Annotated in this window: 11 protein-coding genes; 4 read left to right on the forward strand and 7 right to left on the reverse strand. The window is 65.3% G+C overall.

Features of this window, described 5'->3' with window-relative positions:
* Positions 1 to 15: 15 nt before the first annotated feature.
* From trpA to FJ964_RS11075, 4 genes are all read left to right on the forward strand, one after another.
* Positions 16 to 855: a tryptophan synthase subunit alpha gene (gene trpA, locus FJ964_RS11060; protein WP_140550415.1), complete on the forward strand. Its 840-nt coding sequence runs from the start codon at positions 16 to 18 to the stop codon at positions 853 to 855.
* Positions 856 to 1,035: 180 nt separating this feature from the next.
* Positions 1,036 to 1,962 (forward strand): acetyl-CoA carboxylase, carboxyltransferase subunit beta, encoded by a 927-nt coding sequence (gene accD, locus FJ964_RS11065; RefSeq protein ID WP_140550416.1) that lies wholly within the window; start codon positions 1,036 to 1,038, stop codon positions 1,960 to 1,962.
* Between the two features lie 62 nt (positions 1,963 to 2,024).
* Positions 2,025 to 3,350, forward strand: coding sequence for a folylpolyglutamate synthase/dihydrofolate synthase family protein (locus FJ964_RS11070; RefSeq protein ID WP_140550417.1), 1,326 nt, complete (start codon positions 2,025 to 2,027; stop codon positions 3,348 to 3,350).
* A gap of 323 nt (positions 3,351 to 3,673) precedes the next feature.
* Positions 3,674 to 4,622, forward strand: a protein-coding gene (locus FJ964_RS11075; RefSeq protein ID WP_140550418.1) for an IS630 family transposase whose coding sequence is annotated in 2 segments (ribosomal slippage) — positions 3,674 to 4,009 and positions 4,011 to 4,622 — 948 coding nt in all. Because the reading frame shifts where the segments join, the coding sequence is not laid out codon by codon here.
* Between the two features lie 6 nt (positions 4,623 to 4,628).
* Here the strand turns inward: FJ964_RS11075 and FJ964_RS11080 are convergent.
* The 7 genes from FJ964_RS11080 to FJ964_RS11110 form a co-directional block, all read right to left on the reverse strand.
* Positions 4,629 to 5,042 carry a type II toxin-antitoxin system VapC family toxin gene (locus FJ964_RS11080; protein WP_140550419.1) on the reverse strand — a complete coding sequence of 138 codons (414 nt, stop codon included), beginning with the start codon at positions 5,040 to 5,042 and terminating at the stop codon, positions 4,629 to 4,631.
* Positions 5,039 to 5,287, reverse strand: a complete 249-nt coding sequence (locus tag FJ964_RS11085) for a type II toxin-antitoxin system VapB family antitoxin (RefSeq protein WP_140550420.1) — start codon at positions 5,285 to 5,287, stop codon at positions 5,039 to 5,041. Before FJ964_RS11085 ends, FJ964_RS11080 begins: the two co-directional genes overlap by 4 nt.
* A 116-nt stretch (positions 5,288 to 5,403) precedes the next feature.
* Positions 5,404 to 5,685 carry a cupin domain-containing protein gene (locus FJ964_RS11090; protein WP_140524093.1) on the reverse strand — a complete coding sequence of 94 codons (282 nt, stop codon included), beginning with the start codon at positions 5,683 to 5,685 and terminating at the stop codon, positions 5,404 to 5,406.
* Between the two features lie 134 nt (positions 5,686 to 5,819).
* On the reverse strand, positions 5,820 to 6,143 hold the full coding sequence (gene trxA / locus FJ964_RS11095; protein ID WP_140491167.1) for a thioredoxin: 324 nt from the start codon (positions 6,141 to 6,143) through the stop codon (positions 5,820 to 5,822).
* Positions 6,144 to 6,217: 74 nt separating this feature from the next.
* Positions 6,218 to 9,736 carry a double-strand break repair helicase AddA gene (addA, locus tag FJ964_RS11100; protein ID WP_140550421.1) on the reverse strand — a complete coding sequence of 1,173 codons (3,519 nt, stop codon included), beginning with the start codon at positions 9,734 to 9,736 and terminating at the stop codon, positions 6,218 to 6,220.
* Positions 9,733 to 12,864 carry a double-strand break repair protein AddB gene (addB, locus tag FJ964_RS11105; protein ID WP_140550422.1) on the reverse strand — a complete coding sequence of 1,044 codons (3,132 nt, stop codon included), beginning with the start codon at positions 12,862 to 12,864 and terminating at the stop codon, positions 9,733 to 9,735. The genes addA and addB overlap by 4 nt, the downstream gene beginning before the upstream one ends.
* A complete protein-coding gene (locus FJ964_RS11110) occupies positions 12,861 to 13,562 on the reverse strand; it encodes a nucleotidyltransferase family protein (RefSeq protein WP_140550500.1) in 702 nt (233 codons plus the stop codon). The genes addB and FJ964_RS11110 overlap by 4 nt, the downstream gene beginning before the upstream one ends.
* Positions 13,563 to 13,603 lie beyond the last annotated feature (41 nt).

Consider the following 13,603-nt stretch of genomic DNA (forward strand, 5'->3'; position numbering starts at 1 on the left):
TCCAAAGGGCCAGACATGACCACCCGCATCGACCGACGCATGGCGAAGCTCAGGAACGAAGGCCGCCCGGCGCTCGTCACCTATTTCATGGGCGGCGACCCGGACTATCAGACGTCGCTGTCGATCATGAAGGCGCTGCCAACGGCCGGCGCGGACATTATCGAACTCGGCATGCCGTTCTCCGATCCGATGGCCGATGGCCCGGCGATCCAGGCCGCGGGCTTGCGGGCGCTGAAAGGCGGCCAGACGCTGGTCAAGACGCTGAAGATGGCGGCTGACTTCCGCACCGGCGACAATGAGACGCCGATCGTTCTGATGGGCTATTACAACCCGATCTACATCTACGGCGTCGACCGCTTTCTCAAGGACGCATTGGCCAGCGGCATCGACGGGCTGATTGTTGTCGACCTGCCGCCGGAAATGGACGAGGAGCTGTGCATCCCGGCGCTGAAAGCCGGCATCAACTTCATCCGGCTGGCAACGCCGACCACCGACGACAAGCGCCTGCCCAAGGTGCTGCAGAACACGTCCGGCTTCGTCTATTACGTGTCGATGACCGGCATCACCGGTTCCGCGCTGGCCGACACCGGCAAGGTGGCTGCGGCGGTCAAGCGCATCAAGGGCCATACCGATTTGCCGGTCTGCGTCGGCTTCGGCGTCAAGACCGCCGAACAGGCGCGCGTCATCGGCGCCAATGCCGACGGCGTCGTCGTCGGCACCGCGATCGTCAATGCGGTCGCCAATGTGCTGGGGCCGAAGGGCGAAAAGACCGCCGACCCGGCCGAGGCCGTCGCCACGCTGGTCAGCGGCCTTGCACAGGGCGTGCGCTCGGCCCGCCTTGCTGCCGCCGAATAGTTTTCCTACCTCAGGTCTTGTGCACGTCGCCATCCCGGGCGGCATGCCCTGGATCGGTTTGCCGTTTCACGGAAACGCCGAACCGCTCTATCTTTTTGTTTTACCGCAATTCCGGACGGAAACCGGTTCACACTTTTCCTGGAATTGCTCTAACTCTTCGTCAGGACAGGAGCCGAAGCGATGAACTGGATCACCAACTACGTTCGCCCGAAGATCAATTCGATGCTCGGCCGGCGCACCGACATGCCCGAAAACCTGTGGATCAAGGATCCCGAGACCGGGGAGATGGTGTTCCACAAGGATCTGGAATCCAACCAGTTCGTCATCCCCTCTTCGGGCCATCACATGAAGATCTCGGCCAAGGAGCGGCTGAAATACTTCCTCGACGACGGCAAATATGAGCAGCTCGAAAATCCCAAGGTCATGCTGGACCCGCTGAAGTTCCGTGACGAGAAGCGCTACACCGACCGGTTGAAGGACGCCAAGGCCAAGACCGGCCTGGAAGATGCCATCGTCAACGCGCTGGGCACCGTGGAAGGCCTGCCGGTGGTGGTGACGGTGCAGGATTTCGCCTTCATGGGCGGTTCGCTCGGCATGGCCGCAGGCGACGCCATCGTTCATGCCTTCGAGGTGGCCGTGCAGCGCAAGCGGCCGCTGATCCTGTTCGCCGCTTCCGGCGGCGCGCGCATGCAGGAAGGCATCCTGTCGCTGATGCAATTGCCGCGCACCACGGTCGGCGTCGACCGGCTGAAGGAGGCCGGCCTTCCCTACATCGTCGTGCTGACCAATCCGACCACCGGCGGCGTCACTGCCTCCTACGCCATGCTGGGCGACGTGCACATCGCCGAGCCAGGCGCGCTGATCGGCTTCGCCGGACCGCGCGTCATCGAGCAGACCATCCGGGAAAAACTGCCGGACGGCTTCCAGCGCTCCGAATATCTGATGGAGCACGGCATGGTCGACATGGTGGTGTCGCGACTGGAGATGCGCCAGACCATCGCGCGGCTCTTGAAGATGCTGCTCAAGATGCCGGAAGAGCACAAGCTCCTGGAACCGGAAATCCTGCCGCCGGCGGTGGTCGCCACGGAAGCACGGCCGCAGGCCTGACGCGACACTCTTTGCCGCGAACCGCGATTGCGCGCGATCCATCGCGCGCTTAGGACTCTTACATGACCACGCTTGCCGCCGACCGTGAAATCGAAGCGCTGATGGCGCTTCACCCGAAAGGCTTCGACCTTTCGCTCGACCGCATTTCACGGCTGCTGGAGCGGCTGGGCAATCCTCAGGACTTGCTGCCGCCGGTGATCCATATCGCCGGCACCAACGGCAAGGGCTCCTGCGCCGCCTTCTCGCGGGCGCTTCTGGAAGCGTCCGGCCGGCTCGTGCACGTGCACACCTCGCCGCATCTGGTCAGCTGGCACGAGCGCTACCGGCTGGCGGCTGATGGCGGCGGCAGGCTGGTCGAGGACGATATCTTCGCCGAGGCTATCGCCCGCGTCGCCAAGGCCAATGGCGGCGAGAAGATCACCGTTTTCGAGATCCTCACCGCCGTCACCTTCATCCTGTTTTCGGAGCATCCGGCCGATGCCGCCATCATCGAGGTCGGTCTCGGCGGCCGCTTCGACGCCACCAATGTCATCGCCAGGCCGGCTGTCTCGGTGATCATGCCGGTGTCGATGGACCACGAAGCCTATCTCGGCGACCGCGTCGAACTGATCGCCGCCGAGAAGGCCGGCATCATCAAGCGCGGCTGCCCGGTGGTCATCGGGGCGCAGGAAACCGAGGCGGCGCAGCAGGTGCTGATCGAAACCGCCGAGCGGCTTGGCTGCCCGACCCTGGTCTATGGACAGGATTTCCTTGCCTTCGAGGAGAACGGCCGCATGGTCTATCAGGACGATGACGGCTTGATGGATCTGCCGCCGCCGCGGCTGCCCGGGCGCCACCAGTTCGCCAATGCCGCCGCGGCGATCGCCGCCGTCAAGGCAGCCGGCTTCGAGATCAGCCACCGTGCCGCCGAGAAGGCGATGACCACTGTCGCCTGGCCGGGGCGGATGCAGAAGCTGTCGCAAGGCAGGCTGACGGAACTGGCGCCCAAGGGCGCCGACATCTGGCTCGACGGCGGCCACAATCCGGGCGCCGGCGTGGTCGTCGCCGAGGCGCTCGCCGAACAGGAAGAGAAGAACCCCAGGCCGCTTTTTCTCATCTCCGGCATGATCAACACCAAGGACCAGAGCGGCTATTTCCGCGCCTTCAATGGCCTCGCCCGGCACGTCTATACGGTGCCGGTGAGCCTGAGCGACGCCAGCGTGCCGAACGACGAACTGGCGGCCCGCGCCACGGAGGCCGGGCTGACGGCCGAGCCGGTGAGTTCCGTCGCCAGCGCGCTGATGTTGCTGCGTGACACCTGGGACGGCCCGCCGCCGCGCATCCTGATCGGCGGGTCGCTCTATCTGGCTGGAGCGGTGTTGGCGGAGAACGGCACGCCGCCGACGTGACATACCGATAATCAGAAATCTATCCTACCCGGCGCCGGAAGCGATCTCGGCTTGGGCGTCATGGCACAACATACCAAAAACGCTTCGCGTGAATTCGTTTCAACGCTGGAGCAGTTCACCGTTTCATGGAAACGGCGAACCGCTCTATCTCTTTGTTTTTGCGCAACTCCCAAGGGAAAGCGCTACGCGCGTTTTCCGGGAAACCGTACACATTTTTCCAGGAATTGCTCTAGAGCGGTTCACGGCTTGATGGAATCGAAGGGGATTCCCGATTTGTCGGTTTTGTGATTCAAGATGCTGGCTGGAGTGGAGGCCAGCATCTGATGACCCGACCTCTTTCCAATGACCTTCGCGAGCGAGTTGTGGCGGCGGTTTTGAGTGGTGAAAGCCGCCGGTCTGCCGCCAAACGGTTTGGCATTTCGATTTCGGCCGCTGTGAAGCTGTTGCAGCGTCATGGGACGACCGGCTCGGTAGCACCGGGCAAGATGGGTGGGCATCGCAAGAGGCTACTGGAGCCGCACCGTGCCTTCATCGAGGCGCGTATACGTGAGATGCCGCATCTGACGCTGCACGGTCTGAAGGATGAGTTGGCTGGTCGCGGGGTCAAGGTCTCGCACAACGCGGTGTGGCTGTTCTTGCGCCGCGAGGGCCTGAGCTTCAAAAAAAACGCTGTTCGCCCTTGAGCAGGCGCGCGCCGATATTGCCCGCAGGCGTCAGCGATGGCGATCTTGGCAGACCGGTCTCGATCCGCAGTGCCTGGTCTTCATCGATGAGACCTGGATCAAGACCAACATGGCTCCGTTGCGAGGCTGGGGGCCGAGGGGCAAGCGGCTTCGCGGCTTGGCTCCGCACGGCCATTGGCGCACGCTGACCTTCCTTGGCGCGCTGCGCTGGGATCGGCTCGCGGCACCTTGTGTCTTCGACGGGCCAATCAACGGCCAATGCTTCCGCGCTTATGTCGAGCAGCAGCTCATCACCGTGCTGAAGCCCGGCGATATCGTCGTCATGGACAACCTGGGAAGTCATAAGTCGGCGGCCATCAGGCAGATGATCAAGGCTGCTGGCGCCAGGCTTTGGTACCTGCCGCCCTACTCTCCGGACCTCAATCCGATCGAGCAGGCCTTTGCCAAGATCAAACACTGGATGCGTCAGGCTCAGAAACGCACCGTCGAGGAAACTTGGCGCCACATCGGCCACCTCGTCGAAACCATCGAGGCAGCCGAATGCAAGAACTACTTCGAAAACGCCGGGTACGCTTCCGTCAAAACGTGAAAGGCTCTAGAAATCCCACGGTGAGATCAGGTCGAGGTTGGCGGCGCCAAAGTCGTTGAGGTTGCGCGTCGCCAGCCGACCACCATTCACACGCGCGATCGCGGCGATCATGCCATCGGGAGCCGACATTCCACGGCCTAGGCGGCTGGCGGTTCCCATGATCTCCCCGTAAGCTAGCGCAGCCTCTTCCGTCAGCCCAAAAATCCGGTCGGCGAAACGACGGCGCCATTGAGAAAGTCCCTCCTCTAGGCGGTCCGCACGCTCATCAGGTCGGATTTTTTGGATGCCGAAAGCAATTTCAGCAATCGTCACCGTGGGAAGGGCCAATTCAGCATCGTTGCGGACAAGCCAGGCCAGAACGGCTTCGTCCGGTGCCTTCTTGAGTGTCTCCGAAATCACGTTGGTGTCGACGAAAATCAAAGCTCGGGTCCAGGATGAACCAGGCGCCCGTCGCGGATGACTTCCTCCAGATCAATATCGGCGCCACAACTGGCCGTAATGCGGGCATAGAACGTGGAGGCAGGCTCGCGTCCCGCCTCCCGGATCTCGTACGATTCAAGCGCCCGTTCCACCACATCCGCTATCGAACGATTTTCGCGACGAGCAAGTCGATGAGCCAGGTCGCGTGCCTTTGCGCTACGGACTGAGAGCTGGGGTTCGGCCATTTCAAACTCCTTGTTGAAAAGACATGTATCCCGGCTTGTATCTGCCATCAAGATGGCAATTGATGGCTCGCCACACTCTCCATGAATTTCCGCTGCCGTATTCGAGGCGAACGCCGCTATTTTAGCTCGATCTCGATGAAGGCATATTCGCCCTCATTGGCGCTGATGACGTCGTGCTCGACGCCTTCCCTGCGGAAATAGGGCGCGCCTTTCTTCATTTCGGCGAAGGATTCGCCGTCCTTGGTCAGAAGCTTCACCTTGCCGTCCATCAACGGCACGACCACATAGTCATGGCCATGGCGATGCCAGCCGGTGTTGTCGCCCGGCTGAAAGCGATATTCCGTGACAATGACGCGCTCATTGTCGATGAAGACGGTGGCCTTGGCGGATCCGGTCATTTTTTCTCTCCCTGCTTCTGCTGTCAGCAGAAAACATGGAGGCTCCGCATGTCAGGGCCAGAACGGGCGACCGATGACGCCAACAAAAAGCCCGGCGCGATTGGCCGGGCTTGATATCGGGAATTTCGAATGGATCAGGCGAGATTACCGTTGATCCAGTGCGACAGCGCGGTCTTGGGCGCGGCGCCAACCTTCACATCGGCTCTTTCGCCGCCCTTGAAGATCATCAGCGTCGGGATCGAGCGCACGCCGAATTCCGCTGCCAGTTCGGGATTCTCGTCGATGTTGAGCTTGGCGATCTTCACCTTGCTGCCGAGTTCATTGGCGATGTCTTCCAGCGCCGGCGCGATCATCTTGCAGGGACCGCACCATTCCGCCCAGAAATCCACCACGACCGGCTCCTTGGCGTCGAGCACAGCGGTCTGGAAATTGTTCTTGTCGACCTTGACGGTAGCCATGCGGAAATCCTTTCGAAATTTTTCGTCGCACCAAATGTGGTGGTTGCCGCGCCCTTCTTCAAGCAGTTCTTGTGTCACGCTCGCGTGAGTCGGGCAAGTGCGTCATCCATGGCCCGAGCCGGCAGCTCGATCAGCCGTGGCGCCTCCGTGAACAGCAAGGCCGCCGTGACTTCGCGGCCGGGATAGAGCGGCCGCAGCAGGGCGCGATAGAGCGCGAGCTGCAGCAGATAGGCGGGCGGAACCTCTCCCAGCGAAGCGGGCGCCGGCCGGTTGGTCTTGTAGTCGACGATGGATACGCGGTCCGGCGTCACCGCCAACCTGTCGATCTTGCCGGAAATCGAGCGTTTCGTGCCCTTGACGTCGAGGCTGCCCATGACCGCCACTTCGGCGCGCGAAGAGGGCCCGAAAAGCGGCGCGAAGCGCTGGTCGGCAAGGATCGCCATCACCGAGGCGACGGCTTTTTCGCGCTCTCCACCCGGCCATTGCGCGCCGGCGCGGGCGAGATAGCGTTCGGCCGCGCCCTGGCGTTCGTCCTGCGCCACGCCGGGCAGCATCTGCAGCAGCTTGTGCAGCGCCAGGCCTCGCATGACGGCGAAGCCGGGTTCGGCGTCGCCATCCAGCACCGGCGAGCCGGTTTCGATGACGCTTTCCTTGCCCTCGTCGATCAGGACCGAGGCTCCGGATGGCGACAGCGGGCGCGGCAGGTCCTCGTATGGCGGCAGCGACCTGAACAAGGTTTCGGGCGGCGGCCCGAAGTCCCGCGTCTGCCTGGCCTCGCTTTCGGCGACCGGCGCAAAGGGCGGCAGCCCGGTCACCTGGAAGCGATGCACTGAAACGCCGCCGGCCGGGTGCGGATACTCGGCGCTCTCCGGCGCCCCGACCAGGGCACGGCTGACGAGCGAATGCCAGGTGCCGGTGTTCGGCGCGCGCTTGCCGTGATAGCCGCAGACGATCAGCCTGTCCTCGGCCCGGGTCATGCCGACATAGAGCAGCCGCCGGTACTCGTCATCGGCGAGATCGCGCGCCCTGGCCGCGGCAGCCTTCGAAATGCCGTTGGCGACATCGCTGGCCGAGCGCCAGAGAAAGCCCTTGCCGCTCCAGTTCAGCCCCGAACCCTCGAACGGCATCAGGCGCGGCAGGTGCTGATCGCTGAACGGAGCCGAACCGCCATCGACCAGGAAGACTACAGGCGCCTCGAGCCCCTTGGCTGCATGAACGGTCATGACGCGGACCTCGTCGCGGGTCTGGTCCATCTCGCGCTTGATTTCGGGGCCGGCGCTCTCCAGCGTCGACAGGAAGGCTTCCAGCCCGGGCAGGCCGGTCCGCTCCTCGGCAAGGCAGAAACTCAGGAATTCGTCAAGAATGTCGCCCGCTTCCGGCCCGAGCCGTGCGATCATCTTCCTGCGCACGCCACCGTGCGCCAGCAGGCCGGCATAGAATTCGAACACCGGCTTGAAGGCGGCCTCGTTGGCCCAGATGTCGAGTTGAGCGGCGACCGCCGCGAGCGCTTCGCTTTGGCTGGCATGCTGGCGCAGGGATGCGGCCAGCGACAGGCCGGACGGTCTTTGCGCGGCCAGTGTGAAAAGCGTCTCTTCCGACAGATCGAAGATCGGGCTCCGCAGCACGGCGGCGAGCGACAGATCGTCCTGCGGCTGGATCAGGAAATGGCCGAGCGCGATCAGGTCCTTGACCGCGATGTGGCCGGGCAGGCTCAAGCGGTCCGCGCCGGCCACCGGAATGTCGCGACGCTTCAAGGCACGCGTCAGGGCATGGACGAAGCGATCGCGCTTGCGCACCAGCACCAGCACGTCGCCGGGGCGCAGCCTCTTGCCGCGGCCTTCAATGACCTCGCCATTGCCGATCCAGCCGGTAATGGTGGCGGCGACGTTTTCGGCAACCCGAACCGCCGGCGCGCGGGCATGGTCGACTGCCTGCGTCCAGTCGTCCGGCTCGTCGACGACGTCGGCGCCGATGGATGGCCAGACCTCGACATAGCCCGGCGCATCACTGCGTATCGCCTTGTGGCTCAGCGGGTCGGGGTCATGGCTGATGCCGCGCCGCACGACCGGATCGGCGAAGACACGGTCGACGGCGGCCAGAACATCGTCGGTCGAGCGGAACGACCAGGTGAGCTTCAGATCGGCGAAGGGCGCCTCGGCGTCGCGCACCTTGCCCGCAAACAGGAGCCTGCTGTCGGCGAAGGAATCCGGCGCCGCGCCCTGGAAAGAATAGATCGACTGTTTTTCGTCGCCGACGGCGAAGATCGTCCGATGCGCAGTGTCGCGGGCGCCGATGCCGGCGAAGAATTCCTCGGCCAGCCGCTTCACCACCTCCCATTGGTCGGGGCTGGTGTCCTGCGCCTCGTCGAGCAGGATGTGGTCGATACCCTGGTCGAGCTTGTATTGCACCCACGGGCCGGCATCGGGCCTGGCCAGGAGACTGACGGTGCGGGTGATCAGGTCGTTGAAGTCGAGGAACCCGCGGCCACGCTTCAACTGCTCGTAGCGGGCGATCAGCCAGTCGGCCAGCGTCAGCGCGGCGCGCGTCCCCTCCAGCATCCGAAACAGGGCGAGCCGGTCGACCGTCTCGACGATTGCGGCGGTCGCCGAGAGATAGCGCTCCGCCAGGTCTGGCAGCCGGTCGAGCAGCGCCTTTTTGAAGGCCTTGGCTGGATCGTAGACGTCGCCGTCGGCCTTCAGGAAAGCCCGCGAAAGCAGTTGCAGGCGGCGCACGGGGTCGGTTTCCGCGAAAGCCAGGCGCGCATGAGGCAAGATGTTGTTGAGCACCGTCCTGGCGTCGGCGGTTTCCGCCGCCTGGGCGAAGCCGGCAAAATAATCCGGCAGGAAGCCGGGCAGAGGCCAGAGGGAGGCCGCTATGCCTTCGGCGGTCTGGCCGGGGCGGAATTGGAATTCGTCGAACAGCGTCTGGAAGTTCGGGCCGCCTCGATCGATTTCGCCGATGAAGGCGCCCAGTTCGTCGCGCTTGCGGACGATCTCGGCGAGCAGGGCGTCGAGCCCTGCCTCGCCACCGCGCTCGAGCACGGCGGCGAAGGCATCGGCGAGGTCCGGCCGATCCGCCGCACTGCCCGAAATCATCTCACGGCGCGCGGCGGCGAACAACGAGGCCTCCATCTGCGGGTCGAGCATTTCGAAATGCGCGGGGATGTTGGCTTCCAGCGGGAACTGGTGCAGCACCGATTCGCAGAAGGCATGGATGGTCTGGATCTTCAGCCCGCCGGGCGTTTCCAGCGCCTCGGCAAACAGGCGGCGGGCGCGGCGCATGGTTTCGCGGTCGGGCCGGCGGCCATCGAGCGCCTCGACCCTCACCGCCAGTTCGGCATCCCCGAGCGCGGTCCATTCCGACAGGGTCGAGAACACCCGGTTCGACATGTTGGCGGCGGCGGCACGCGTATAGGTCAGGCACAGTATCTTCGACGGATCGGTGCCGCGAAGCAGGAGCCGGATGACGCGCTGGGCCAGCACATGGGTCTTGCCGGACCCGGCATTGGCCGACACCCAGGCGGAATTCCTCGGATCCGACGCGCTGGCCTGCCTGGAGGCGGTTTCGCCGGGGATGGGGTAGGCTTTCTTCATGCCTCCCCTCCCTCATCCGCATCGCCGCCCGCCGACCATTCGAGCACGCGGGCGAGATGGTCGTAGTCGCCGTCGGTCTCGCCTTCGCGGAACGGCAGTGCCCGCGACAGATAGCCGGCCGCCGGATCGGCATAGTGGATGAGCAATTTCTCCAGCCGCGCCCAGGCTTCCTCGGCGAGGTCCGTGGCGGTGCGTGGCTGCCGGTTGTATTCGAGGATCGATTCCTCGAAAACCTCGCCATTCGGCTTCAGCCTGACGAAGGCCAATTGCGAGGGCTCGCGCGCGCCGAGTTCCTGGAAAGCACCGCGCCTGAGCAACGCGCCCTCCAGCGCCAGTTGCGGCGACAGCAGCGTGTGCGCCTGCGCCTTGGAAGGCGAGGAGCCGGTCTTGTAGTCCAATATGTCGGCCATGCCGCCATGGAGAAGATCGACCCGGTCGGCATAGCCCGACAGGGTGATGCCGGATTGGCCGACCATGGTTTTGCTCGCTCGCGCCTCGGCGTGGCGCCGGGCCACGGCCCCAGCGCGGCCGCGTTCCCATTCGATGATGCTGGCGGCGAGCTTTTCGAAACGCGGCCACCACACCGCCTCGACATCGGCGGGAAGTGCTGCCTCGGCAAAGCAGGTCCGGCCGGCGGCGAGCAGGCCGGCCAGCGCATCGGGAGCACGCGGATCGGCCACGCTGCCCGAGAACAGATGCAGGATGGCATGGAACAGCGTGCCGCGCTCGGCCGCACCCGGGTCGCGGATGACCGGGTCGAGCGGCAGCAGGCCGAGGATGCGCCTGGCATAGATGGCGTAGGGATCGCGACGCAGCGTCTCGATCTCGGTGACCGAGAAATGGGTTGGACGCAGCGCGACCGGCGGCTTCGGCTGCGGGCGCGGCGCGAAGTCCCGCCGCGGGCTGGTATCGAGCGCGCGCGCCCAGGCGATGAGTTCCTCGCCACGTTCGGCAAGCCTGGCTGCCTGATCCTTCCCTATATAAGTGAGAATGCGCTGCAGCCAGCGCGAGGGCACGGCGGGCGCGTCGCCGGCGCGTGCGGAGCGCGACAGCACCACCTTCGCCGCCCCCATGGCCATCTGGAAATCATGTGCGGCAAGGCCAATGCGCCGTTCGGGCGGCTCCAGGTCGATGCCGGTCTTCATCAGCCGCGACATGAAACGGTCGCTTTCGGGTTTGCGCGGCCACACGCCTTCGTTCATGCCGCCGATGACCAGCGTGTCGACATTCTGCAAGCGGGCTTCCAGCGCCCCCCAGATGGCAATGTTCCTGTCTGTGCCTTGCGCCGGCTTGACCGTCTCGGGCGCGACCAGCGCCGCCATGACGTCTGGCCATTCGTCGGCGGCAAACGACAGCGGCACCGACGCCGCGACCAGTCCACGCAACAGGTCGGCCAGTTTCTCGCCGGCATCGCCGGCATAAAGCGCGCCAAGTCCGCCATCGGCCGCACGGCCGAGATTTTCCAGCACCACGACGCTGGCCCCGACGAGCGCCACAAGACCGGCGTCGGCTTGACCCCGAAAGGCGGCAAGCGGCGCCACGGCTTCCACCAGCCGCCGCAGCAGATCGCGCGCGTCCTCGATAGCGCGCACGGTCAGCCGGGCAAACCAGAAAGGCCGCCTGCTGTCGCCGCCGAGGTCAACCAGGCGGGCTTCGAACAGGTCCGGCAGCGATGCGATGTCGGGGCGGCCGGTGCCGCCGCGCAACGCCACCAGCTCGATCAATTCCGCCGCGTGGCGAACGCTCATCCGGTCCAGGCCAAGGGCAAGCAGGGGATGCTTGAGCAGCGACAGCAGGCCGACCGGGTCACCGGGACGGAACACCGCCTGCAACGCCAGCCCAAGCAGGCCGGCGGTGGGCGTGTTGGAAAGCGGCACACCGCCGGAATCGTCGGCGACGACGCCGAAGCGCCCGAGTTCGACCGAGACGCGGCGCGCCAGCGCACGGTCACCGGTAACGAGGGCCGCTCTTTGGCCGGGCTGCTCGACCGCGCGCTTGAGCGCGACGGCGATCGCCACGGCTTCATCGCGTTCGCTGGCCGCTTCCAGCAGGCTCACGCCGGCGAACGCCTGCTCGATGTCGAAGACGGAAAAGCCGCTGCGCGTCTCGGCCCACAATTCGGTGGTCTCGGCCGGCCGCAGCGCTTCGCCGACGAGGGCGGCGCGAAGCGCGAGTTCATGTCCGGCCGCGCCGATCTCCTCGACATCGCCCCGCAGCACACCCATGGTGCCGATCAGCTTGGCGAGGCCGTATTGCGGATGGCCGAGCACGGCCGGACGTGCGCCCGGCGCCGTGATGGCCTGGAAGGACGGCTCATCCATCGTCCGGTCGAGGCCTGGCAGTACGATGGCTCCGCCCGCCAAGTGGGCAATGGCGGCCAGCAGCTCTGCCGTGGCGGGGATGGAGCCGGTGGAACCGGCGGCGATAACCGGCCCAGCGGGCGGATTGCGCCGCAACCGCGCCGCTTCCAGCCGGATCAAGGCGCTGCGATGCGCGGCCGGGTTGGAGAGATTCCGTTCCCCAAGGAATTTCGGCCAGGCTTCGGTGACGATGCCGAGGAAATCGAGCGTGACCTGCCACCATCCCGCGAGATTGCCGCTCACCAGATCGGCGAGCCGCGTCCAGTCCGTGCCTTCCGTCTCGATCTCATCCATAAGCCGGGCGAGGTCGCGCGCCAGCCAGATCGCATCGGCGGCGGAGGCCGGAATGACGATCTCCTCGTCGAAAAGCGCCGCCACATGCGCCGGCAAGCGGCGTTTCCAGGCACGCACCAGCGGCGCCAGCAGCAACAGGCGTTCGGTTGCCGCGATCGGCGGCGCGAGGTCGATGGCCGCCGACGCTTCCGTCTCGAACGCGGCCTCGTCCTCGTCGAATTCGCCGAGCGGTCGGATGACCGGCAGAATCGCCGAACCGCCGCCGCCTCTCGCCGCGAGACTGTCGACGAAGACGCCGCGCAAGGCGCGCGCGGCGCGGCGCGTCGGCACATAGATGGTGACATCGGCCAAGGCGAGCGGGTCGCCATCGAAGCGAAAGCCCGGAACAAGACGCCCGGCCAGCAGCGCCTCGGCAAGCGTCGGCAGAAACGGCGCACCGGGAGGAATGGAGAAAACGCGGCCCGGGCCGCTCATTGCGACTCGGCTAGCGCGTCGGCGACCGCCGCTTCCGCGCTCGCAATGGCGTCGGGGGTGCCGACGGTGATCCAATGGCCATGCATTGGCATGCCGAACAGCCGGCCGGCGGCGATCGCCTTGTCGAAGTAGGCGTTAAGCGAATGCGGTTCCGGCAGGGCACCCTTGAAGATGCGCGGATGGACGATCGCCGCCCCGGCATAGATCAGGCCCGCCGGATCGCCCTTGGAACGCCGCAGGGTGCCGTCCGGCGCCACCAGGAAATCGGTGCTACCGCAGTGTCCGGTCGCCTGATGGAGATCCGCCAGCATCAGCAGAATATCCATTTTCGCGGCGTCCCATGCAAGGGCGAGGCGATTGAGATTGAGCGTCCCGTGGTCGATCCAGAAGGTGTCGGCGTTGAGGATATAGAAGGGCTGTTCGCCTAGCTCCGGCAGCGCCTTGACGATGCCGCCGGCGGAATCGAGCAACCGCTCGCTCTCGTCCGAAATGACGATCCGTGGCGCATGGCGCGCACCGAGATGGGCGATGATCTGTTTGGGGAGATAGTGCACATTGACGACGGCCTTGCCGATGCCGGCCGCGGCGAGACTGTCGAGGCCCCAGTCGAGCAGCGTCTTGCCGGCGATCCTGACCAGCGGCTTGGGGATCGTGTCGGTGATCGGCCGCATGCGCTTGCCGAGCCCTGCGGCAAGCATGATCGCAGTTTTGGGCACGATCGCAGTTTTGGACTCGCCGT

Source organism: Mesorhizobium sp. B2-3-2 (assembly GCF_006442295.1).
Taxonomy (GTDB): Bacteria; Pseudomonadota; Alphaproteobacteria; order Rhizobiales; family Rhizobiaceae; genus Mesorhizobium.

Excerpts from the sequence above, each read along its gene's own strand:
- trpA (WP_140550415.1), top strand. The coding sequence starts at position 16 with ATGACCACCCGCATCGACCGACGCATGGCGAAGCTCAGGAACGAAGGC.
- accD (WP_140550416.1), top strand. The coding sequence starts at position 1,036 with ATGAACTGGATCACCAACTACGTTCGCCCGAAGATCAATTCGATGCTC.
- FJ964_RS11070 (WP_140550417.1), top strand. The coding sequence starts at position 2,025 with ATGACCACGCTTGCCGCCGACCGTGAAATCGAAGCGCTGATGGCGCTT.
- FJ964_RS11085 (WP_140550420.1), bottom strand. The coding sequence starts at position 5,287 with ATGGCCGAACCCCAGCTCTCAGTCCGTAGCGCAAAGGCACGCGACCTG.
- FJ964_RS11090 (WP_140524093.1), bottom strand. The coding sequence starts at position 5,685 with ATGACCGGATCCGCCAAGGCCACCGTCTTCATCGACAATGAGCGCGTC.
- trxA (WP_140491167.1), bottom strand. The coding sequence starts at position 6,143 with ATGGCTACCGTCAAGGTCGACAAGAACAATTTCCAGACCGCTGTGCTC.
- addA (WP_140550421.1), bottom strand. The coding sequence starts at position 9,736 with ATGAAGAAAGCCTACCCCATCCCCGGCGAAACCGCCTCCAGGCAGGCC.
- addB (WP_140550422.1), bottom strand. The coding sequence starts at position 12,864 with ATGAGCGGCCCGGGCCGCGTTTTCTCCATTCCTCCCGGTGCGCCGTTT.
- FJ964_RS11110 (WP_140550500.1), bottom strand. The coding sequence starts at position 13,562 with ATGCTTGCCGCAGGGCTCGGCAAGCGCATGCGGCCGATCACCGACACG.